The sequence below is a fragment of the Rhodococcus sp. Z13 genome (assembly GCF_025837095.1).
Lineage (GTDB): Bacteria > Actinomycetota > Actinomycetes > Mycobacteriales > Mycobacteriaceae > Rhodococcus > Rhodococcus sacchari.
On the sequence record NZ_CP107551.1, the window covers coordinates 4,223,789 to 4,244,886 of the forward strand.

The 21,098-nt window shown below is 65.3% G+C and carries 16 protein-coding genes and 1 pseudogene; 6 read left to right on the forward strand and 11 right to left on the reverse strand.

What is annotated here, in order from left to right; translation table 11 throughout:
- The first annotated feature begins 827 nt into the window (after positions 1 to 827).
- Together OED52_RS19280 and OED52_RS19285 are read left to right on the forward strand one after the other, a co-directional pair.
- Positions 828 to 1,745 carry an RNA polymerase sigma-70 factor gene (locus tag OED52_RS19280; protein ID WP_264152425.1) on the forward strand — a complete coding sequence of 306 codons (918 nt, stop codon included), beginning with the start codon at positions 828 to 830 and terminating at the stop codon, positions 1,743 to 1,745.
- A gap of 85 nt (positions 1,746 to 1,830) precedes the next feature.
- The gene (locus OED52_RS19285) at positions 1,831 to 3,000 is read left to right on the forward strand and encodes an NAD(P)/FAD-dependent oxidoreductase (RefSeq protein WP_264152426.1); all 1,170 of its coding nucleotides are present in this window, start codon (positions 1,831 to 1,833) and stop codon (positions 2,998 to 3,000) included.
- Here the strand turns inward: OED52_RS19285 and OED52_RS19290 are convergent, their stop codons facing one another.
- The 3 genes from OED52_RS19290 to OED52_RS19300 form a co-directional block, all read right to left on the reverse strand.
- Positions 3,001 to 3,798 carry a PASTA domain-containing protein gene (locus tag OED52_RS19290; RefSeq protein WP_264152427.1) on the reverse strand — a complete coding sequence of 266 codons (798 nt, stop codon included), beginning with the start codon at positions 3,796 to 3,798 and terminating at the stop codon, positions 3,001 to 3,003. It abuts the gene before it with no gap.
- 120 nt (positions 3,799 to 3,918) lie between these two features.
- Positions 3,919 to 4,449, reverse strand: a complete 531-nt coding sequence (locus OED52_RS19295; RefSeq protein ID WP_264152428.1) for an XRE family transcriptional regulator — start codon at positions 4,447 to 4,449, stop codon at positions 3,919 to 3,921.
- A gap of 34 nt (positions 4,450 to 4,483) precedes the next feature.
- Positions 4,484 to 5,539, reverse strand: a complete 1,056-nt coding sequence (locus OED52_RS19300) for a restriction endonuclease subunit S (protein WP_264152429.1) — start codon at positions 5,537 to 5,539, stop codon at positions 4,484 to 4,486.
- 148 nt (positions 5,540 to 5,687) lie between these two features.
- Here OED52_RS19300 and OED52_RS19305 point away from each other — a divergent pair, with 148 nt between their 5' ends.
- Positions 5,688 to 6,491: an IS5 family transposase gene (locus OED52_RS19305; RefSeq protein ID WP_145690968.1), complete on the forward strand. Its 804-nt coding sequence runs from the start codon at positions 5,688 to 5,690 to the stop codon at positions 6,489 to 6,491.
- 121 nt (positions 6,492 to 6,612) lie between these two features.
- On the opposite strand, the gene OED52_RS19310 is transcribed toward OED52_RS19305, so the two are convergent.
- The gene (locus OED52_RS19310; RefSeq protein WP_264152430.1) at positions 6,613 to 8,226 is read right to left on the reverse strand and encodes a class I SAM-dependent DNA methyltransferase; all 1,614 of its coding nucleotides are present in this window, start codon (positions 8,224 to 8,226) and stop codon (positions 6,613 to 6,615) included.
- 2 nt (positions 8,227 to 8,228) lie between these two features.
- Positions 8,229 to 10,298: a helix-turn-helix transcriptional regulator gene (locus OED52_RS19315; RefSeq protein ID WP_264152431.1), complete on the reverse strand. Its 2,070-nt coding sequence runs from the start codon at positions 10,296 to 10,298 to the stop codon at positions 8,229 to 8,231.
- 126 nt (positions 10,299 to 10,424) lie between these two features.
- On the opposite strand from OED52_RS19315, the gene OED52_RS19320 reads away from it, so the two are divergent.
- The gene (locus OED52_RS19320) at positions 10,425 to 11,330 is read left to right on the forward strand and encodes a ribonuclease HI (protein ID WP_264152432.1); all 906 of its coding nucleotides are present in this window, start codon (positions 10,425 to 10,427) and stop codon (positions 11,328 to 11,330) included.
- Between the two features lie 83 nt (positions 11,331 to 11,413).
- On the opposite strand, the pseudogene OED52_RS19325 reads toward OED52_RS19320, so the two are convergent.
- Both OED52_RS19325 and OED52_RS19330 read right to left on the reverse strand, forming a co-directional pair.
- Positions 11,414 to 12,783: pseudogene (locus OED52_RS19325) on the reverse strand (ISL3 family transposase).
- A gap of 1,276 nt (positions 12,784 to 14,059) precedes the next feature.
- Positions 14,060 to 14,506 carry a hypothetical protein gene (locus OED52_RS19330; protein ID WP_264152433.1) on the reverse strand — a complete coding sequence of 149 codons (447 nt, stop codon included), beginning with the start codon at positions 14,504 to 14,506 and terminating at the stop codon, positions 14,060 to 14,062.
- A gap of 475 nt (positions 14,507 to 14,981) precedes the next feature.
- Between OED52_RS19330 and OED52_RS19335 the strand changes: the two genes are divergently transcribed.
- On the forward strand, positions 14,982 to 15,674 hold the full coding sequence (locus tag OED52_RS19335) for a TetR/AcrR family transcriptional regulator (protein ID WP_264152434.1): 693 nt from the start codon (positions 14,982 to 14,984) through the stop codon (positions 15,672 to 15,674).
- On the opposite strand, the gene OED52_RS19340 is transcribed toward OED52_RS19335, so the two are convergent.
- The 4 genes from OED52_RS19340 to OED52_RS19355 form a co-directional block, all read right to left on the reverse strand.
- Entirely contained in the window at positions 15,637 to 15,996 is a 360-nt protein-coding gene (locus OED52_RS19340; RefSeq protein ID WP_264152435.1) for a hypothetical protein, read from the reverse strand. The genes OED52_RS19335 and OED52_RS19340 overlap by 38 nt on opposite strands.
- An 85-nt stretch (positions 15,997 to 16,081) precedes the next feature.
- Positions 16,082 to 16,630: an RNA polymerase sigma factor gene (locus OED52_RS19345; protein ID WP_264152436.1), complete on the reverse strand. Its 549-nt coding sequence runs from the start codon at positions 16,628 to 16,630 to the stop codon at positions 16,082 to 16,084.
- Between the two features lie 151 nt (positions 16,631 to 16,781).
- Positions 16,782 to 18,089: a DUF7373 family lipoprotein gene (locus tag OED52_RS19350; protein WP_264152437.1), complete on the reverse strand. Its 1,308-nt coding sequence runs from the start codon at positions 18,087 to 18,089 to the stop codon at positions 16,782 to 16,784.
- Between the two features lie 406 nt (positions 18,090 to 18,495).
- Positions 18,496 to 19,368 carry an SGNH/GDSL hydrolase family protein gene (locus tag OED52_RS19355; RefSeq protein WP_264152438.1) on the reverse strand — a complete coding sequence of 291 codons (873 nt, stop codon included), beginning with the start codon at positions 19,366 to 19,368 and terminating at the stop codon, positions 18,496 to 18,498.
- Positions 19,369 to 19,710: 342 nt separating this feature from the next.
- On the opposite strand from OED52_RS19355, the gene OED52_RS19360 reads away from it, so the two are divergent.
- Positions 19,711 to 21,045 carry an MFS transporter gene (locus OED52_RS19360; RefSeq protein ID WP_413247775.1) on the forward strand — a complete coding sequence of 445 codons (1,335 nt, stop codon included), beginning with the start codon at positions 19,711 to 19,713 and terminating at the stop codon, positions 21,043 to 21,045.
- Positions 21,046 to 21,098 lie beyond the last annotated feature (53 nt).

The window sequence follows — 21,098 nt, forward strand, 5'->3', positions numbered from 1 at the left end:
CAGGCGACACATCTCGCCATAACCGCTCACCGGGAGTCCGGGGAAAATTCTCGAGCGTTGCAAACCGCGTTAGGGATTCCGCACAAAGTGCGCGTTCTCACGTTCCGGTCAGCGAAACATGGGAACAGATGTTCGAGTTGACGGGCTCGCACACACGTGCGACCATCCCTGCACCGACCTGAAAACAGGTCGACCCCGGCAGGTGCGCCAACACCGAACCGGGGTCTGGGCACACGACAGAAAAGGCCTGTCATGCACCGTAGGGTGAAGTCTATCCACACGCCCGTCGCAGGCGTGCATCCACGCTCCGCCCCTCCCCCGCGCCACCGTCTGACGTCCTGACTTTTCCAGCCCTTCGATCCACGGTGATCGGAGGGCTCGACGCGTTTCACCTGCGCCGCCGCACACGAGGGCCGTTCCGGTAACCGAGGTGCGCCGACACAGTTCGTCGCTCGTCTCCCACAGTCCGACGTCAGCGCACGACGCTGCGAGCCAGGGCCGTTCCCTGCTCGAAACCGACTGGGCACCAGTATCCCTCGTCTCCACAGCTGGTGGTGGAGCACCCGATCGCGCGGGTCGACACGAACGACCGGGTCCGGCACGAGCCGCACGTCCTCGATGACGTGGGGCCATCAGTGCTGGCCGAGACGGTCTATCGGGGCATGGCGACCGGGCAGCGATGGGGAAGGGGCCGACGAACACAGGGACCCGAAGGGTCTCCGCTCGGTCAAATGCAGCCGCCCGCAGGGCGCCCTTTTCACATCCACCCGTTGCGTACGACCAAGGCACGGTGTTGTCATCGAAGCAGGGTCTACGAGAGGACCGACGTGACCACCGTCGACGAGTTCGAGAACCTACGCCCGCTGCTGTTCGCCATCGCCTACCGCATCCTCGGGAGCGTGAGCGAGGCCGAGGATGCGGTCCAGGAGACCTGGGTGCGGTACGAAACATCCGGAACCCGAGCGGATTCGCCCCGGGCGTTCCTGTCCACCGTCGTCACCCGCGTGTCGATCAACATGCTCGAATCGGCCCGGGCCCGGCGCGAACGATACGTCGGCGAATGGCTGCCCGAACCGATCCTCGACGAACCGTACGACGACCCCGCACGATCCGCGGAGCTGACCGAGTCGGTCTCGATGGCGGTGCTCGTCCTGCTCGAGCGGCTCAGCCCCCTCGAACGCGCGGTGTTCGTGCTGCGCGAGGCGTTCGGATTCGGCTTCGCCGACATCGCCCGCGTCGTCGAGCGGTCCGAGTCGGCGTGCCGACAGTTGGCGGTGCGGGCTCGTCGTCACGTCGATCAGGGCACGGCCCGGTTCGACACCGATCCGCACGCGCACGAACGTCTCACCGCCGGCTTTCTCACCGCTTTCCGCAAAGGCGACGTCGAGAGCCTCCGCGACCTGCTGACCGCCGACGTGCGGCTCGTCGCCGACAGCGGCGGAAAGGCCCCTGCCATCCGGAACGTCGTGGTCGGTGATGAGAAGGCGGTGCGACTGCTCGGCATCTACGCCGACCCGCTGGCCCGGCTGGGCGCGGTCCTCGAAGCGCAGGAGATCAACGGTTATCCGGGCGTGGTCGTGCGGGATGCCGACGGTGCACTCGTGCAGGTCATGACCTTCGACGTGGCCGACGGGAAGATCGCCGCGATCCGGGTGACGATCAATCCGGACAAGCTCACCCATCTGGGTCCGGTCGCGGACGTGCACGCCCTCGAACAGCGGGTTCGCGAACTGCGACGGTCGTGATCCGCCCGCATGTCACACACGGCGTGGCTGTCCTGTCTCCGATACGAGGGCTCCCCCAGGGAGCCACGAACGAATCGGAGGAATCATGTCGAACCCACGTCCCCGCCTCGTCGTCCTCGGTGGTGGCTTTGCCGGAACGCTCGCGGCCGGCCGCCTGAGCAGACGCGCCGCCATCACCCTGGTCAATCCTCGACCGCACTTCGTCCAGCGCACTCGGCTGCACCAGCTCGCCGCCGGGAACCACGAGGCCACCGAGAACTACCGAAAGCTGCTGGGAAAGGGGGTCGAGCTGCTCGTCGACACCGCCACGCGGATCGAGTCCGATACGCGCACCGTCCGCCTCGGATCCGGCAGGGCGATCCAGTACGACTACCTGCTCTACGCCGTCGGCAGCACCGCCACCCGACGGTCCACGGTGCCCGGGGTGGAGGAATTCGCCTATCCGATAGCGGAATACGAACACGCCCGGCACCTTCGGAACACCTTGGCGAACACCGACCGTGACGCCGTGGTCACGGTGGTCGGTGGCGGCCTGACCGGACTCGAAACCGCATCCGAACTGGCCGAGCAGGGGCGCCGGGTCCGCCTGGTCTGCCGGGTCGTCGGCCCGACGCTCACCGAGAACACCCGCCGTGCGGTACGGGAGCGGCTGTCGGCTCTTCGGGTCGAGGTGGTGGAGAGGGCCCGCGTCACCCGCGTCGGACCGGACGGCCTTGCACTCGAGGACGGCACTGTCCTGCCGAGTGCGGTCACCGTGTGGACCGGCGGCTTCGGTGTTCCCGAGCTGGCCCGGTCGAGCGGGTTCAGCACGGACTCCGTTGGCCGGATGCTCACCGACGAGACGCTCACCAGCATCGACGACGAGCGTGTGGTCGCCGCCGGCGATTGCGCGTCCCCGTCCGGGGACCCGCTGCGGATGGCGTGTCAGTCCGCGCTCCCACTGGGCGTCGTTGCGGCCGACACGATCCTCAGCCGCATCGCCGGTGAGGAACCCGCGAAGCTGGACGTCGGGTTCAACGGGGTCGGTGTGAGCCTGGGCCGCCGCTCCGGGGTCGTCCAGCTGCACCGGCGGGACGACACCCCCACGGATCGGACGTTCACCGGTCGGACCGCCGCGTTCCTCAAGGACCTCGGCCTGAAGTCCGCCATGGCGGGCCTGCGGACCGAAGCACTATGGCCTGGGACCGTCCGCTTCTTCCGCGGTGGACGGCACCCGGTGGACGCGACAGTCCCAGCAGAGGAGAACGTCCGATGATCAGCAGCCGCTGAACTCGTCGTCCTTGACCACCGACAGCACCGCGTCGCCCTCGCCGATCACAGTGCCGGGTGGGGGCGACTGGTCGACGACGATCCAGTTGCGGTCCCAGACCTGCGCGCGACCGCGACCGGTCGCATCGACGCTGCGCGAGTAGAAGACGCCCGCCGCCTGGATGGCGTCCTGCGCTTCCTGCAGATCCATGCACACCACGTCCGGCATCACCGCGAGCCGCGGAGCAGCCGACGTGGTCGCGGCATTCGCCGGAGTGGTCGTCGCGGGCGCCACACTCACCGGCGCGGTGGTGCGTGCGGTGGTGGCAGGCGAGGTCGCCGGCCACGTCGATTGCGACGGCGGAGCTTCCGCGTAGATCGTGGTCTGTGATGTGGTGGTGGCGTTGTCGTCGGACGGTGAGTCGAGTCCGTCGGCGATGTCGCCCACGATTCCGACGATCACGAGTACCGCTGCAATTGCTGCGGCGATCACCACCCCGCGCCGCACCGTGGGTGCCGGCGCAGGCTCGGGTGGTGGGGTCATCGCTGCGTTCAGGTCACCGGCGAGAAAAGCGCGATGCCCCGCCTCGGCCCGGGCCGCGATCGCTGCACGTTCAGCCCGGATGCGGTGGCGGCGGTCGCGGAGGGGTTTGCCGATCGAGAGGTAGCCGAGAATCAGCGCGAACACCAACTGGAAAGCGGCGTTCCCGAATTTCCCGTTGATCGTCTCCACCACCGCCAGCCACAACGAGATGGCGGCGAACATCCCCGCCACGACCCGCAAGTAGGGCGCGACGTTCTTCATTCTTCTCCTCCGACCCGAAACCAGGTTTCGTCTCTATACGTTGAGTGCGCACGCCGTGACCGGGTCGGCGCACACCCCCAACGGTTCTCAACGTGGGATCGAGGCGCTGCGTAGCAGCTGTTACGGCTCTACGTCGGGAAAACGCCAGATCTCACGTCCCCGTTCCGTCAGATTCGTGTGTTCGTTCACCCGAATGAGGAGGTCACCGTCCGAGTCGAGGCGCGGACGGTAAGCGAACCCACCTCGATTGGCTACTCCGGGCTGTGGCGGGATGAACGGATCGAACTCCAGGACGTGGTCTCTCAACTTCGCGTAGAAACCGCGAAGCCGAGTGAGCTTGACCCGATCCATCCCCTTTCCGCCCGTCACTACATACTCACCGTGCTCACGAAGCCGCCGATACGGAGACTGCTGAGTCATCGCCGTCGGAACCTTCCAAGGGAACTCCCGCATGATGCGTTCCCTCGGTGTGAGATGACCACCGTACGTGTGTTTGATCCACGACACGTACTGTCGTGTCACTCCGTACATCCGGGCGATGTCGGACTGGGTGTAGCCCTTGCTCTTCAGGTCCTCGACGATCGCCAGCGTCAACTTCGGTTCGCCGTCGCTGGTACGGCCGACCGAATCGCCTGGATCAGCGCCGGTCAACTTCCATACTCCTCGAAGTTCGAAGCGACTTACGTCAAACCGACTCGGACACAAGTCCCTCTGCGTCTCGCACACGCAGTTCACCCGACATCAGGTGGGGAAGGAGTGCGTCCCGAAGAGCCTCAAGTTTCTCGGACTCCTGCTCCGCAAGGAGCGCTCGCCCCCAGAGTGCCGTCATGAGTTCGTCGTGCTCCTGGATCTTCTCTGGCGAGGGGACAGGAACAGGTTCGTCAAGATGCTTCCGTTGAATATGCCCCATCGTTGTTGCCTTGTCTGCCGCAATGTCCTTGAAGTACGGCATTTTGTGGGCGATCATCTGATACACGAGCCATGCAGGGTATTCCTGATGCGGAATCACCTTGAAAATATGCTGATTCACGATCGCTTCACCCCGGAACCAACGATGCAAGGTCAACGAACCAGACCACGCGAAGAGTATGTCCCCGGGTTGCGCGATATACCGATCGTCGACTTCGATATCACTACGCACAGTTGATGGGCCGATCCCTGAGTTCAACTCAGCAATTCGAATCACCACCCTACCAGTCCCACTAGCGCCCTTGGTGAAGGGCTTCCCATTCACGAACTGAGCTGCAGAGGAAAGAGGTATCGACATCGCATCCTCGACCATGGCGAGGTAGCAAGAAAAAGAAAGCTCGTCCACCTTCCTGGAGAGTTTCCGGTTCACAGCAATCTTGTCATCGAGTGCGCCGAGAACTTGAGCTACTGCCCGCTGCTGAGAAACCGGAGGCAGTGGGATACGCAACCTTCCCAGAATCCCTAGATTGATGTGCGGCACCCCTGTGGAAATTGCATTATCATTAACCTGCTTAAGGAATTCTGGCGACTTGCAGGCATAGTAGACAAACTCCGTGTCAGCAAATTCCGGATTAACCGTCAGCCGCATTTGACTCTGCGAAACAACATAGCGATCAAAAGGAACTTCCGGAACCAAAGCGACTTGCCCCAAAGTACCACGTTGTGTGAAAACGATATCACCAGGGGATGCCTGATTCCTCGACAGGTCAGAGTCCGCCTTGAGGGGGGTTACGTATACGAAGTCCCCAGAAATAAACTTTCCAGAGGACATATTAACACCCCGAATAACTGAGGTTTTCTCACCAGAGAGTCACCGACGACAGCAAAGACATCCGAACGGTGTGGCGTGAAAAGAGGACGTGGGGTCCTGCCTGGTAGGGATTGTTTCGAGCAAGAAGCAACCCGGAGCAGGACCCCACGTGATTACCTATCGTGCCACGCTCGACGTGCCCGAGCACACCCTGACCTTCGTCGCCCGTATCCTCGCTGCCCACCGCCGCAGGACCGATCGCCGGCCGTGGCAGCGGGCCGCGACCGTCTACGTCCAGGCTCTGATGGTGCTGCGGTGGTTCCGCGACGGCACCGACGTCGCCACCCTGGCGCGCGATGCCCGCATCTCGCAGGCCACCGCCTACCGGTATCTCCACGAAGGTATCGACGTGATCGCTGCGCACGCCCCGGACCTGCACGACGTGCTCGAACGTGGGATCGAGTCCGGCTGGGAGCATGTCTGTCTCGACGGCACCCTCATCGCCTCGACTCGCTGCCGGGAGCGTTCCGAGTCCGGGCACGACGTGTGGTACTCGGGTAAACATCGCCGCCACGGCGGCAACGTCCAGGTCCTGACCGATCCGACCGGCTACCCGATCTGGGTGTCCGAGGTTGCCCCCGGTTCGGTGCACGACCTCACCGCTGCTCGTCGGGGCGGGATCCTCGGCGCCCTCTACCACGCTGCCGCCGGCGGGATGCCCACCCTCGCCGACAAGGGGTACACCGGTGCCGGGATCGGCGTCCACGTCCCGACGAAAGGCCGTGATCTCGATATCGGCACTCGTTGCCGCAACACGCTGCTGTCTGCGATGCGTGCTCCGGCCGAACGCGCGAACGCGCTGCTGAAGACCCGGTGGAAGGCGCTGCAGCGAATCAGTCTATGTCCGTGGAGGATCGGCTCGATCGCTGCTGCGGCTCTCGTTCTTCTTCACCTGCAAGCACCGGCCTGGTGAGAAAACCTCACTGGAATTCCTGATTCCCTGTAGTCCTTGCTCACCAACGAAGACCCGAAGGGACCTCCGACCATCCCTCTAGGAGCAGCAACCTCAGACAACTCCACCAACTGCCAACTCACTAGAGCCTCCCCAACTGCTCGCGCACAACATCCTGCAACCGCGCAGACTCGTCGAACTGCTCGAACAGTTCCTTCGTCAACCGCGCAATCTTCTCCTCGATCGGTTCACCGTCATCCTCGAGCGGAGCGGCCCCCACATACCGCCCCGGAGTCAGTGCGTAATCGGCGTCCTTGATCTCAGCCAGCGTCGCCGAGTAACAGAAGCCCGGCTCGTCGGCGTACTCCATGCCTTTCGCGGATTCCGTTCCCCGCCATGCATGAAACGTGCCCGCGATCTTTGCGATGTCCTCGTCGGACAGCGCTCGCTCGGCACGATCCACCATATAACCCAGGTTGCGGGCGTCGATGAACAGCACCTGTCCTCGACGGTCGATCGAGCCCTTCGCACCCGCCGACTTGTCCTTGGCAAAGAACCACACGCAGCAAGGAATGCCCGTACTGCGGAACAACTGTGTCGGCAGCGCCACCATGCACGACACCAGGTCGGCCTCCACCAGCCGCGCCCGGATCTCGCCCTCACCACTGGAATTCGAGGACATCGAGCCGTTCGCCATCACCACACCAGCCGTGCCCTTCTCGGCGAGCTTCGAGATGATGTGCTGGATCCACGCGTAGTTCGCGTTGTTCGCCGGCGGAACACCGAACTTCCAGCGCTTGTCGTCCTCGCGCCGCGACCAGTCCTTGATGTTGAACGGCGGATTGGCCATCACATAGTCGGCCAGCAGATCCGGATGCACGTCGCGCGCGAACGTGTCTTCCCAACGATCACCGAGATTCGCGGTGATGCCGTGGATGGCGAGGTTCATCTTCGCCATCCGCCATGTGCGCTCGTTGAGCTCCTGCCCGTACACCGCGATGTCGGTCGCGTTACCGCCGTGGTGCTCGATGAACTTCTCGGCCTGCACGAACATGCCACCCGAACCGCACGCCGGGTCGTACACCCGCCCGTTGTACGGCTCGAGCACCTCCACCAGAACGCGGACGATTCCTGCGGGCGTGTAGAACTCGCCGCCACGCTTCCCCTCGGCCCGCGCGAACTTCTCGAGGAAGTACTCGTACACCTCACCGAGAAGATCCCGCGCCTTGCGTGCGCCCTCACCCGTGAAGCGGGTGTCGTTGAACAGGTCGATCAGCTCGCCGAGGCGACGCTGGTCGAGGTTGTCACGATTGAAGATGACCGGCAATGTGCCCTTCAGAGAAGAGTTCTCCTCCATCAGCGCGATCATCGCGCCGTTGACGAGCTCACCGACCGTCCGCCCCTCGACACCAGTGGATTCCTGGATTCCCTTGGCATTCCGGGCCAGATACTCCCAGCGCGCCTCCTCGGGAACCCAGAACACCGTCGAGCCGGTGTACTCGTCGCGGTCGTCGAGCAGCGACGCGACGTCCTCGTCGTCCAGGCCGTCGGCGCGCAGTTCCGCCTCGAGCTCCTGACGGCGTTCGGCGAAGGCATCGGACACGTACTTGAGGAACACCAGCCCGAGGATGACGTCCTTGTACTGGGACGCGTCCATGGAACCGCGCAGTTTGTCGGCGGCCTTCCAGAGCGTGTCCTTCAGTTCCTTCATCGTAGACGGTGCCGTGACCGTCGCCTTCCTCTTCCTCGGTGGCATCTCTACCCTTCCTCCGGGACGTGCCGGTTCTCTGTAGTGACGGTGACGACTCCACGCGTCACGCCGTCGATCATGGTGTCGGTCAAATCGTTCAACGAGCGGAGCAGGTCGGCGGCCGCGCGACGACGCGCTGCGAGCTCCTTCAATACCGCCGTCACCGCTTCCATCTGCTCCCGCTCGATCACCGGAATGGTCCAATCCTTCCAGCGCCGTCCGGGCCGGACCGCACCGGCCGGTTTCTCGGCGGTGACGAGCTGCCTCAGGTGCCGCACGATGACCTCGGGAACGAGGCCGTCGACCTCACTGTTCTTCACACGCAGCACCCGGGCCGGGGCGAGGACGAGCGACGACCCTTCGGTGTCGATCATGATCCCGAACCTCGGTGCGGTGCAGAACACGATGTCGCCCGGCTCGGTGTAACGGCTGTTCGCATATCGGGAGGCGTGCACCAAGCGGTCCAGACCGCGGTCCCCGATGACCTTCTCCCCCAGCAGTTCCGGAGGCCCGATCACCCGCACCGCACCGTCCGCTTCGAGATCGGTCTCATCGATCCGATTTCCCGGGACGAGAAGCAGTTTGCGTTGCGCAGCGAGCTCGCCGGCGGTGGGCAGCTTCACCGTATCGCTGCGACGATAGGTCACCGTCATGTGCAGATCCGCGTCGATCCTGCGGGCATGCTCGTTGGCGCTGTCCACCAGCAGCATCATGTGGCCGGCCAGATCGGCTCCGAGTCTCGCCGGCAGGACCGTCCGCGGAACGATGAGTCCCTTGCCGTCCTCGGCCAGGAGCAGCGCCGTCCGATGAACCACACCGAACCGGAAAGCGTGCGCTCTCACCGACTCCCAGGTCCCCACCGCAGCGACGACATCGGAGACCAAACCGTCGATCACGTACTCGTCCAGCTTGCGGTCGCTGACGTCGGCCAGCACCGTCCACTGATCCGCCGGTGCGATGCGCTCGTCCGCCGCGCCGAGCACCCACAAGGCCATCGCCATTCCGGGTTTTGCGAGTAGTAGCCCCTCGGGCAACCGGATCGCCGCGCGCAGCCGACCCGACCGGACGATGCCCGACCGGATGGACAACGTCTCCCGATCCCGCATCGGATCGACCAGAACCCCGGCGGGAGCGATCACGACCGCATAGTGGTCGGGCAGCATCTGCACGGTGATGTTGTCGATCTCCGTCAGCACCTCTATCGCCGAGTACCCGAGGGTCGACGGCGACGGGTACTGGGTGAGGAACAGCGCCGGGCGATCGATCGAGAAGTCCGCACCGAAGCCTTCCTCCGGCGCGGGATGGCGACGCCAGCGGTGCATGGCCAGCCGGCGGCGCGCGAGCCGCGCCGAGGCGGTGTCGGCGCGACCGGTGACGGCAACGGGTTCGACGTCCTCGGACAGTTCCTTGCGAAGCGCGACGAACAGGTCGCTGCTGTCGACCGACGGATCGACGAAGACCGCGCGGTCGTCGTGGACGAGCGCCGTCGCCACCGCCGTGCACAGCTCGAGGGCCCCGTCCGCGAGGGTCGAGTTCGCGAGGTCGGTCAGCGGGATGCGGAAACGCTGGGCCATGAGTGCCTCGAACGCGCGTTCCGGCGTGTAGGCGGCGTCGGCCATGCGGTCGGCGTGCCGGGCGTAGGTGGTGATGTGCTCGCCGAGTTCGGCGATGTCCCGGTACAGATAGGTGTCGTCGGGGTCGAGATCGTCGGCCTCGTCCAGGATCTCCTCGTCGTCGAGGTCGGACAGCGTCTCTCCGCGCTGGGTCTTCAGGCACAGCAGGGCGGTGAGGCCCGCGAACGCCGTCCGAGGATCGACCCCGGTGGGGTGGTCGAGGGCGGCGTGAGCGGCGACGTCCTCGGCGAGGCTGTCGTTGTTGCCGAGCTCTTTCTCCTTCAGCCAGGCCACGACGTCGTCGGCGGCGAACTTCTCCTGCCCACCCTCGACGCGCACGGGCTTCGGAAACGGCCGGTCGGTGTCCTTGTATCGCTTGATCCAGACGGTGACGACGGGGCGCTGCACGTCGGCGAGGGCCGCGATATCGCTCTTGGTGAGCAGAAGCGTCGGGTGTTCGCTCATTCTTGTCGGCCCCCTTTCCTAATCTCCTGCAGTACCTCGTGGGGTTCGGTTTCGGAATCTATCGGAAGGTTCGGACACGGTATTACGCGATGCTGATATCCCCGGTTATCAAGGAGTTGCTACCTGATGAATCCCCGCAGCCAGCATGCTCGGCTCCAGTCGATCAACGAAGAGGAGAACACGATGCTCGCTGCAATCCACATCAGGCAGACCCGTACCGGCAATGGCCCGCTGACCTGCGCAGCTCTCGTGACCGGTGACGATGTCTCGTTGTTCATCCGGGAGGGCTACGAGGAGGCCGACCGTAGCCTGGTCGGCCTCGACGCCTTCGAGGCTCTCCACTGCCGGGCCGACGGGCCGGTACGCGTTCACATCTCCGACGGTCCGCTCCGGAGAATCTTCAAGGACGTCTCCGGGTCGTTTCCCGAGGTGGAGTTCGTCGACATCCCCTTCGGCCCGTTCGGCGCCCTTCTGCAGCGCGCGGTGAACGCCATCGACGCGCACATCGCCGGCGTCATCGCCGAGGAAGAGGCGGAGACCCAGGCGCTGCGCGCTTCCCGTCCCCCGCTGCTCGTTGCCACGGACGCATCGAAGGGACGCAAGCGGCGAAGCACCGGGCTCGGCTGCGTCTCGGAGACCGGCGGTCGCCAGATGCGGGTGGACCTCGAGGCCCGCTCCGTCCTCGAAGGTGAACTGCTCGCCATCGAGATGGCCGTCAAGCACTTCTCCGGCCGCAACCTGCACATCCTCACCGACAGCCACCTGGCGATCGCCGCACTCGAAGGCACCTACCAGGGCAAGGCGGCCGTCATGGAGGTTGTCGCCCGTATCCACGAGGCCACGAAGGACCGGTCCGTGAAGGTGTCGTGGGTACGGGGACACAGCGGGCATCCGCTGAACGAAGCTGCACATCGCCTCGCCATGGCGGCACGACGCTTCCACGAGGCCGAGGTACCCCAGGACGTCGCGGCGACCATCGTCGACAACATCCTGGCGTCGCTCGAAGGATCTCAGTCGCCCGCAGCAGCGTGAACACTGGGATATCGCCGCTCGCCTTTCGATGGAACCACGTAAAGTTCACCCATCGTCCTCTGCACTTTCCCGGCTCTTCGCAGTTAGCAGTGGTACTGGTGCCGGCTGGGTGCGACCCGACGTGACCGTCGAGTGCAGGCCCAGCGTACCCGGCGGCGTTGGTTCTCCGGGGTACGGAATCCGAACGCGATGCGGCCGACGTGCTTGACGATCCGGTTGTAGCCTTCACTGCGCGCATTCGACAGGCCGGTGGTGATCGCCAGGATCATCGGTTCCTGCCACGCCGAGATGGTCGTCGCCAGCTTGCCGATCTCCGGGACCCGGCATGCCGCGCAGAACGTGTAGAACCGGTACAGTCTGTCCCGGATTTCATGGCGAAGGCCACCACGGTCGGTGCAGCGCAACACATCGCGCAGTAGTTCTTTGACGATCCATGCGGCGGCGATGTCCCCGTGCGGGTCGGCGGAGGTCAGCTTCTCGAACAGGGCCGATCGTTGTTCGTTGGTCAGGCGTTCGGAGGCCCGCAACAACCGTCGTCGATTGATCCACTCGACATCACTCTTGCGGCCGCGCCGACCCCGCTCGGCCTGGGTGACCCTGCGCCGGACGGTATCGACCATCTCGTTGGCCTTCTTGACCAGGTGGAACCGGTCCACCACCAGTTGTGCGTGCGGCAGTGCCTCGCGCACCGCCTTTGCGTACACCGTCGACATGTCGATCGCGACATGGGTGATCTGTGCCTTCCACGTCTCGTCGCGGGCGTCGAACCAGTCGATCACCACGGCGGAGGTGCGTCCGTTGACCTGCGCCAGCAACCCTTGATCGCCGGTCAGGTCGACCAGTCCGGTGTCCCACCGGTCCACCCATCTCCGTTCCCCGGTCTCGGGGCAAGTTTCCCATTTCGCCTTCCCGCGTCGGGTCTCATCGATCCCGAGGACGACCACCGGTTCGGGTTCGTCGCCAAGGGCGGCGTCGGCGACCACGACGAGGTGGCCGTGGACGGTGTGCCAGGCGCACCCGTAGTCGCCCGCGACCGCGGCGACCGACCGGTCCCCGTCGAGGACCGCCTCGACCAGCAGCGCCTTCGCTCGTGGCGTGACCCGTGCCCGGGACGGCACCCCCGGCGTCGACTCGGTGAACACCTTACGGTCACAGGAGGTATTGGTGCACAACCATTTCCGTTTCCGCCACACCAGCAGTGGACGGTCGGGTCCGACCTGCACGTCCCGCGGTCTGGTGGTGACCCAGCCCTTCGAACGCGTGGACTTCTGCCCGCACTGCGGGCACACCCCGACCCACTGTGGGGCCGTCGCGATCTGCACGATCCGGCTGCCCTCGACCGTGCGCTGCACCGATTCGACGATGACGCCGTCGAGATCGAGCAGCAATGAACTACCGTGGTGCATGCCCGCGTTCCTTGCTGTCCTGGATGCCTGAAGAACACCCAGCTCACAAGGGCGCGGGCCCTTTTTCAATCACCGACACGGCAACGGCGTCGATCGACACCCGCCCCTACCAAGTGCGAAGAGCCACTTTCCCTGAGGGTCCGTCTAGGAGTACTCATGGCACGCAAAGCTCGCTCCACTTCGAAGGCACGCAAGGTCACGCAGTCGACTCGACAAACCAGTCGCAGCCGGGAGACTCGCAAGGCCCCGCCGAAGCTTTCCACCATTACACGACTCGAGTTTCGGAAAGTCCGGTTCCCCAAAGGGACAGTGGTTGCTGATACCCCCAGTTTCCACTACGCCATCAAGCCGTCCGGGTCGGATTGGGAATTGCGGATCTACGAGCGGACGAACGGATCCGGCGAAGGCCAGAATCCCGGAAGCCACGAGTTGTTCTCCACCTACGACAAGAAGTTCGGAAGTCAGGCCCTCTGCATGAGGGTGGCCCAGGCGTTCCACAACCTTGGCGACAGTTTCAACGAGTTCGCACACGGCGGCTACCGCAACCGATTCACCCAGGCAATCCTCGATGCCGAACAAGGTGCGAAGGAGCCGACATCAAGCTCTGCCAGAGCCAGTTCGACACCCGTTCCGCCCGCCCCTGCAACGGCAGCCAAACCCCGAACAAGCCACGTCGAGAGGGAGAGTCCTCGTACACAGGCAGCGCAACCTGGAGCTGCCCACCCCGGCACGCGTCCCCCGCAGAAGCAGATACGAACCGTTCCTCCGAAACGTCTCCCTACCGCAGACGAACTTCGCCAAGCGGGTAGAGTCGCCCGCAAACGTGTCTATGTCAATCGCAATGTCAACTATTTCCATACATCCGCACGGTGCAGAGCCGGCCGGAACATGACTCACTGGTGCAAGGCCGGGGACGCATACCGTAATCGAGTCCGCCCCTGCCCTACCTGCAGCACCAACCTGGCGAAAGATCTCCAGAAGTATTTGGACGCGACGGCCAGCATGAACTATCCCGAGCTGCGCCCCTTGAGGTTGCACCCCCTTGGAAAGACCGACCGCACAGCGAAAATACCTTCGAATCAAAAGAAATCCCGCTCGAGAGCGGGAACCCCGGGACGTAGGGCCGGCGCTGGGCGAAACGACCGCATTCCGCATGGGACCCCTTCCAATGTCAAGGACACGAGGTTTTCCCATCGCACTGCCATGGAGTGGGGAACGTCATCGTTCCGGCAACACCCGGAAGAGTTCCTCGGCACTCCCACCGAGGACGACCACGATTGGCGTGGGAGGCACACCCTCTACGAGTGATGCTGCCCTCTCCGGTCAGTAGCCGTACCTCGCGCACAGTTCGGGATCGGTGATCCAACCTGCCTCGCAACCCGATTGGGTCTGGATGTCGCCGGATGTCGGCGGCTCGCCGCAGAGCAGGCCACAGCGATCGGCGTTGATCACCTGAGTTCCATCCGGCCAGTAGCACCGGCTGGCGTCACACGAGTAGCCGCGCGTGGAGGTGGTTCCGGTCGGAACTGACGGAACAGCATCGGGGTCAGGATAGGTGACGCCGGTGTACGGATTCCGGCACATGACACCGTCGCACTCGAAGGTGTTGGCCTCACGCTCCGCGCGGAGGTACTCCTCGCCACCGAGCTGATCGAAGCACCACTGGGAGAAGGCCATCGAACCGTCGCTGAAACGGGCCGGCCCGGGAGTGCCTTGCAGGCACTCCACGACATACGGCTTCTCGACAGCCTGCTGGGTCGACGTCGTCACGGGTTCGGGCTCCACCGATGTTGAGGCGGCGGTGGTCGTGGGAGCAGAAGTCGTCGACATGGGCGCAGCAGCGGTTGTCGAAGTGATGGTGGAGGTCGAGGCAGGCGTTTCCTCCGACGCATCGGGACTGCCGCATCCCGCAACCATCAGAAGACCCACTGCAGCCCACGCGACCGAATTCCGCTTCACCGACACTCCCTTACCCGGCCGCGCACACCACGTGACCTGCTGATCGAATCCACCGCAGTGATCGACGGGTGGACGACACGCGTTACATCATGAATCACTGGCCGATCAACTACCGCTCCCGATCTCGACGAGCCTCTGGACCCTTACACACCTCCCGAGGGGGTGAGAGTCCACGGCGTTGGCGGCCTCGTCCCGTTCCTCGATCCGCAGACTTGCCGTTCCTCGAGGACACACATATAGTCCCTGAAGTTATGGGGTTTAACTTAAGGGATGTGGAGGGACGGACGTGGTGGGCGGCCTCCGCAAACGCGTGCGCAAGATCGACATGGACGACATCGTCCGCGTCGGTCGCGCACTGGGGTTGCGGAAGTTGAGTCTCAATGCCGTCGCCACGGAGCTGCAGGTCTCCCCGGCCGCGTTGTATCGCCACGTCGACGGACGGTGGGGGCTCGAGCTCGCGGTGGGCGAGAGCCTGCTCGGCGACCTCACCCTCCACGACGATCCGGCGCACGACATCGAACAGCACCTGCTGTCGTTCGGGTTGCAGCTGCGATCGTTCGTCCTGGCGCATCCCGGCCTCGGCACCTACATGCAGACGCTCTTTCCTCGCGGGGAGGCAGGGCAGCGTCTGATGGCCACCGAGGTGGGCGCGCTCATGCAACGTGGGTACGCGCCCGACGTCGCCGTGTCGCTGGCCAGCGCCGTGGCGAGCGTGTCGATCAACTTCGCGGTGGCCGAGGAGGCCCAGCTGGAGCGGATCGAGGGACTCGAGCGGCAACGCAACGAGGTCGTCGACCGGTTGCGTTCAGACGCGGAACTGGGCGAGGCACACCGCGACCTGCCCGCGTTCGATCACGAGGGATTCTCGAAACTCGTTCTGACGGCTTCGATCCGCGGATTTCTGGCTGTAGCTCCCGCGGGGCGGCCGCTGCACGAGGTCGTCATGGATCTCGGTTCCACCGCTGCGGGGCTGGAATGACAGGTACTGCGCGTGTGGAGCGAGGTTGCCAGAGCTCGGGATTCGTCGTGTCGTCGACGAACTCCTGCAGGGGAGCATCGTCGATGTTCCCGTTCGGAAGCTGGTCGACCGGAAATTCTTCGAAATCGAAGACCACGGACCGATTCTCGTCGACGTCGTCGACGGGGATCAGATCACTGCCCAGCTGAGGGGTGAGGGGGTCGGTGGCGATGTCGAATACTCTCCACCAGACCTCCTCGGGCAGTTCCGGAATCCGGTCGACCAGCCCGATACGGAGGGTTTCCTGAAGCAGAAGGCCCGGATTCGGGTCGCTTCGCGTCATTGATCATCCTTCCGGGACCGCGGGACGTCCTCCGACGTCGCCGCGACTCCGATCGTTGGCGCCGAATCGACCGGACGGCCTGCGATTACGCCGACATCTCTTCCGCACCGAGAAGTACCGGGCTCAGCAGTTCGACGAGTTGTGTGCGGGCACGGCCGATCCGGCTCTTCACGGTCTGTACGCCCACACCCTGGTGGTCGGCGATCTCCCGGTAGCTCATCCGCGCATATTCACGGAGCACGATCGCGACCCGGAACTGTTCGGGCAGAAGGGAAAGAGCCTGGAAAACGGCGTCTCCGTCGGCCACACTGTCGGCGATGGCCGAACCACCCGCTGCGTGGTCGAGGTCGATCTGCTCGTCGAGAACCTCGCCGCGCCGCCGGCGCCCGACTGTGAGCGAGGCATTGCTCGCGATGCGGTACAGCCAGGTTCCGAATGCCGATGTGCCGCGGAACTTGTCGAGATTCTTCCAGGCGGCGATCAATGCGTCCTGCAGTGCGTCCTCGGCGTCGTGACGGTTGCCCGTGATCTGCATGCAGATCGCCCACACCCGCTGCCGTGACGGTGCGATGAGTTCGGCGAATGCTGCTCGATCACCTGTCCGGCACCGCTCGACCAACTCGGTCTCGTTCAACGAGCCCCCTCACCATTTCGAGCAGTCGCTTTACCCTGCACAAGAATTCGAACAGTTGCTCGACAGGCAGGAGAGACGCACACATGTCGTGATCACACGTGGTCGACGCCGTCGGGGGCAGCGTCGACCACGTGGATATGGTACCGCGAGATCAGTTCTCGCCCAAGCCCATCTCCTCGGCTTTGACGAACTTCACGTACTGGGTCGCCAGACGCTGCGGCAACGTACGAAGCGTGTCGTTCTCCGGAGCCGCATTACCCACGGGGCGCACCCCCGACAGCTCGGCCACGTAGCGCCCGTAGACCATCAAGCACCGCTGCGCCCGCCCCGTCGCGATATCCCCCGACCAGCAACGCGTGCCGGGGATGTTCTGGGGCACCGCTTCGTCCTCGACGAGCTCGGGATGCGCCGCCACCGTCCCGGCGGCGAACTCGTCCCGGAAGAACTCCGCCTCCGAAGGACCGGCGGTGCGGTAGACCACGGAGTTGACCTTGGCGACACGGTCCGTGCCGGTGACCTCGAAGAGCTTCTCGGTGTGTGCAGGACTCGTATCGAAGTGCAGCCAACCGTGCGGCCCGTAGACCGCCATGTCCGAGAGTCCACGGTTCTCGCCTTCGACGAACCCCACCGCGCGCACCATGACCCTGTCCCGGTCCATCGGAAGCGCGGCGAGCTCCTCGGCCGGTGTCGCCGGGAACTGCTCGAGAAGTTCCAGCTGAGCCCGAGCGGCGCGCTCGACGACGTCGTGGGTCCATTCGACGTCTCCCGAATCGTCACCCGCGAAGACCGTGACGACGAAACCTCCTCGGGGAACGAGAGCGGTGGTGGTGACGTGGCCGAGGTCCTCCCATGTCCGGGTGGAGGCCAGAGCCGTGGGGATGCCGGGCAGAGTGACCGGCACCGCCGGTGGGATACCGAGCACGATGGACGGATCGCTCTCGAGCGGCTCCTGCCTGTCGACCTGTTGGTCCTCGTGCAGGATCCGAACGACTTCGGCAGCGACCTCGTAGGTGGTGAACCGTGCGACCCCGACGACCATTGTTCTCGACTCGTCCGCATTGTGGCGGTAGGTCGTGAAACCCGAGATCACGCTGGTGGGGTCGAGGAGCTCACTGGCATTGCTCGTCAGCAGTCTCCTGGGCTCGACCGAGACGCGTGTGTTCGGTCCTCCCCCCACCGTCAGCGTCGGATCGATGTGATGGGGGTGGATGACGAACTCGGCCATCCGCTGCCCCTCTATCACCCGCCCGGCCTCGCCGGCCTGAAAATTCTCCGCCACCAGATCGCGCGGCTCGACCCGGTACCCGCCCGTGTCCAGCGAGGAGATATCGAAGTCACTCGTCTCCTGCGCCGACTCGGTCGTGGGGTCGGTGGCCGCCTCGGAACTGCACCCGGCGACCGCCAGGGTGGTGGCCGTCGCGACTGCCAGGACGGCACGCGTGGTGCGGGATGTACGCATGGTTCGGCTTCTCCTCCGGACACGGCTCGTCGGGTGACACGGATTGGAGAGCCGGTGACGCGCGGATGTTCCCGGCTCGACCGCATTGTGATGCCATTCACAGCGGAACGCCTGATCAGGCTCGGAGAGATCCCGCAGGCCCGGGCCGGTCGTCAGCGCTTCGCGGGAGGTGTCCTTCAATGCCACCCCCGACACCCCCAGCTCCCGCACGCCGTTCACGAGCGCCGCCTGGGCTGCGGCGCGTTCGGCGTCGGATTCGGCTGCGCACCCGGCGAGTTCGTCGCCGGTAGACCGTCATGGCACCTCCCGCGCGCTCGTCTGCCGTGTGCTCGCCGTGGAGTGCAGCATCCCACTTCTCGCGTTCGTGTCCGCCCGGTGTCGGCGGAGAAGCACCGCAGGTGGTGCGTCAGCGATCGGCGTTCCTCTGCACGGCGTCGAGGACGCGTTGGGCCATGTGCCGCATCCCGGCGGCGGTGGGATGCAGCGGACGGGCCAGGGACAGCGACTGCCGGCCCTCGTACCAGCGTTGTTCCGAGGGGGCACACGCGTCGTGCCCCTCGGTACCGACCGTGACGTCGACGAACTCCGCTCCGGCCGCGGCGGCGGACGCGGCGAGGACGCGGTTCATGCGGGTGAAGAAGTCGGTGACGAAGACGGCGTCGGCGTCGCTCGTCGGGATGTTCGGCCAGCAGGCGCGGTTGCCGTAGACGCCACCGTGACCGACGAGCAGCACGCGTGCGCGCGGTGCCCGTTGCCGGACGGCGGTGAGCGCACCGGTGACCTTCGGTCCGAGTGCGTCGAGGGCGGCGGTCATGCGTGAGGTGGTGCCGGGGTCGGTGCGGCAGTGGGCGTCGCCGCCGGGCAGGTCCGTGTAACAGGAGGACACGAGACCGCTCCAGCCGACGTCGTTGCCGCCGATGCTGACGGTGACCAGGTCCGTGTCGGGCGCGAGCGCCTCGATCTGCGGGGGCATCGGACCGGTGGTGGTCTCCTGGGGGACGGAGGTCAGGTGTTCGGTGCGCGCACCGGTGCAGGCGACGTTGGTGAAGGAGACCACCTGCAGGGACCGGGCCACGAGGTTCGGGTATCCGGCGTCGGCGCGGGCGCATCCGTCGAGCAGCGCCGCGGCGTCGAGGTAGGGACCGGCCGCGCGCGAATCACCCAGTGCGACATAGCGGATCCCCTGGTCGGCGACCGTGTCGCTCATTGCCGATCCCGGCCACACGGTCAGCACGGCGGCGAGACCGGCGATCACTGCGGCCCGCGTTCGCGCCTTCATCCGACCTCCGGTGGTTTCCGTTCTCACGGCGTGAGATCGACACGATCGACCGGTACGTTACGCGTTCGCCCGGCGGCCGTCGGGCGAATCGGGAAGGACGCACCTCACCGAAATGAAACATGTTCCATTCCAATCGGATACATCACCCGTCCGGGCCGTATAGGAAGCGCCTATAGGTTCGTTCGTTCGGCTCACTTTGTCTTCGTGATCCACGTCACGTTCAATGAGTGCGGCACCAACCCCGAGATCCATGTCGACGGACGAGCCGTACTCCGGCCCACGTCCTACCACCATCCACCCCTCCCCCAGGTCGTGAAGGGACTCTCCGTGACTGCAGGTGAAATCGTGAAGGGTGACCCCACCCACGAAACCCCAGGCTCCTCGACCCGTACCGGCGGTCCGGTCCTCGGCGTCACACCGGGACGTGCGTGGGGCATGACCGGGCTGGTCATCTTCCTCTACGTCGTCAACTACGCCGACAAGGCCGTGCTCGGCATCATCGCCCAGCCCCTGGCGCGCGAGCTCGGCATGAGCTCGTCGCAGATCGGCCTGGTCGGCTCCCTGTTCTTCGTCACCTTCACGGTGGGCGGCTTCCTCGCCGGTCCGCTGAACAAGTACCTCACCCTGCGCTGGGCGCTGCTGGCCCTCGGGCTGGCCTGGTCGGTCGTGATGCTGCCGCTGGTGGTCAGCGCGAGCTTCGCGATGCTCGTCGTCACGCGCATGCTCCTCGGCCTGGCCGAAGGCCCCAGCTCGGCGCTCATGCACACGGCCGCGTACTCGTGGCATCCGCCCGCCAAGCGCGGTCTGCCCGGCGCGTTCCTCGCCGGTTCGGCCTCGGTCGCCAAGATCGCCCTGGCGCCCGTGCTGACCTTCATCACTGTCCAGTGGGGGTGGCGCGCGGCCCTGATCGCGCTGTCGCTGCTGGGTGTCGCATGGATGGCGTCCTGGCTGACCGGCTGGAAGGAAGGCCCGTACACGAGCAAGGCCGTCAAGGGCGCGCAGACCGCCGCCACCGCGGAGACCGAGCCGTCCGTGCCGTGGCGCAGGATCCTGCTGAGCCGCACCTTCGTCAGCTGCGCGGCCCTGATCATGGTCGTCTACGCCCTGACCACCGTCGTGCTGACCTGGCTGCCGTCCTACTTCGAGGTCGGTCTCGGCTACAGCGCCATGCAGGCCGGTTCGATGTTCGCCCTGCCGTCCATCGTGGGCCTGTTCCTGATGATCTCGTCGGGCACGGTCACCGACCGGCTGAGCCAGAAGGGCTACCGCTCGCGGGTCGTCCGCATCATCGTCCCGGCCGTCGGTGTCCTGATCTGCGGCGCCATCCTGGTGTTCCTGCCCTCGATCGGCACCCCGGCGCTCGCCGTCGCGGTCGTCTCCATCGGTTACGGTTTCGGCGCCATCGCCTTCCCGCTGATCAACGCCGCGATCTCGGAGCTGTGCCCGCCGCAGCAGACCGCCGGCACGATGGGTGTCTTCCTCGCCCTGATGGCCGTCGGTGGTCTCGTCGCCCCCTACGGCACCGGCGTCATCGTCGACAACGCCGCCACCGCCGCCGAGGGCTACGCCACGGCCTTCCAGGTCATCGGTGTCCTCGGTGCGATCGCCGCGATCGCGGTGCTCGTGTTCGCGAACCCCGAGCGCGACCGGAAGATCATCCGAGCACACACCGGCTAGTACGGAGAACGTGAAGCGGCGCCGCGGATCCCGAGGGGACCGCGGCGCCGCTT

What these genes read in the sequence shown, in the direction of transcription:
- OED52_RS19285 (WP_264152426.1), top strand. Translation starts at nt 1,831, where the DNA reads ATGTCGAACCCACGTCCCCGCCTCGTCGTCCTCGGTGGTGGCTTTGCC.
- OED52_RS19290 (WP_264152427.1), bottom strand. Translation starts at nt 3,798, where the DNA reads ATGAAGAACGTCGCGCCCTACTTGCGGGTCGTGGCGGGGATGTTCGCC.
- OED52_RS19300 (WP_264152429.1), bottom strand. Translation starts at nt 5,539, where the DNA reads ATGTCCTCTGGAAAGTTTATTTCTGGGGACTTCGTATACGTAACCCCC.
- OED52_RS19310 (WP_264152430.1), bottom strand. Translation starts at nt 8,226, where the DNA reads ATGCCACCGAGGAAGAGGAAGGCGACGGTCACGGCACCGTCTACGATG.
- OED52_RS19315 (WP_264152431.1), bottom strand. Translation starts at nt 10,298, where the DNA reads ATGAGCGAACACCCGACGCTTCTGCTCACCAAGAGCGATATCGCGGCC.
- OED52_RS19320 (WP_264152432.1), top strand. Translation starts at nt 10,425, where the DNA reads ATGAATCCCCGCAGCCAGCATGCTCGGCTCCAGTCGATCAACGAAGAG.
- OED52_RS19340 (WP_264152435.1), bottom strand. Translation starts at nt 15,996, where the DNA reads ATGACGCGAAGCGACCCGAATCCGGGCCTTCTGCTTCAGGAAACCCTC.
- OED52_RS19350 (WP_264152437.1), bottom strand. Translation starts at nt 18,089, where the DNA reads ATGCGTACATCCCGCACCACGCGTGCCGTCCTGGCAGTCGCGACGGCC.
- OED52_RS19355 (WP_264152438.1), bottom strand. Translation starts at nt 19,368, where the DNA reads ATGAAGGCGCGAACGCGGGCCGCAGTGATCGCCGGTCTCGCCGCCGTG.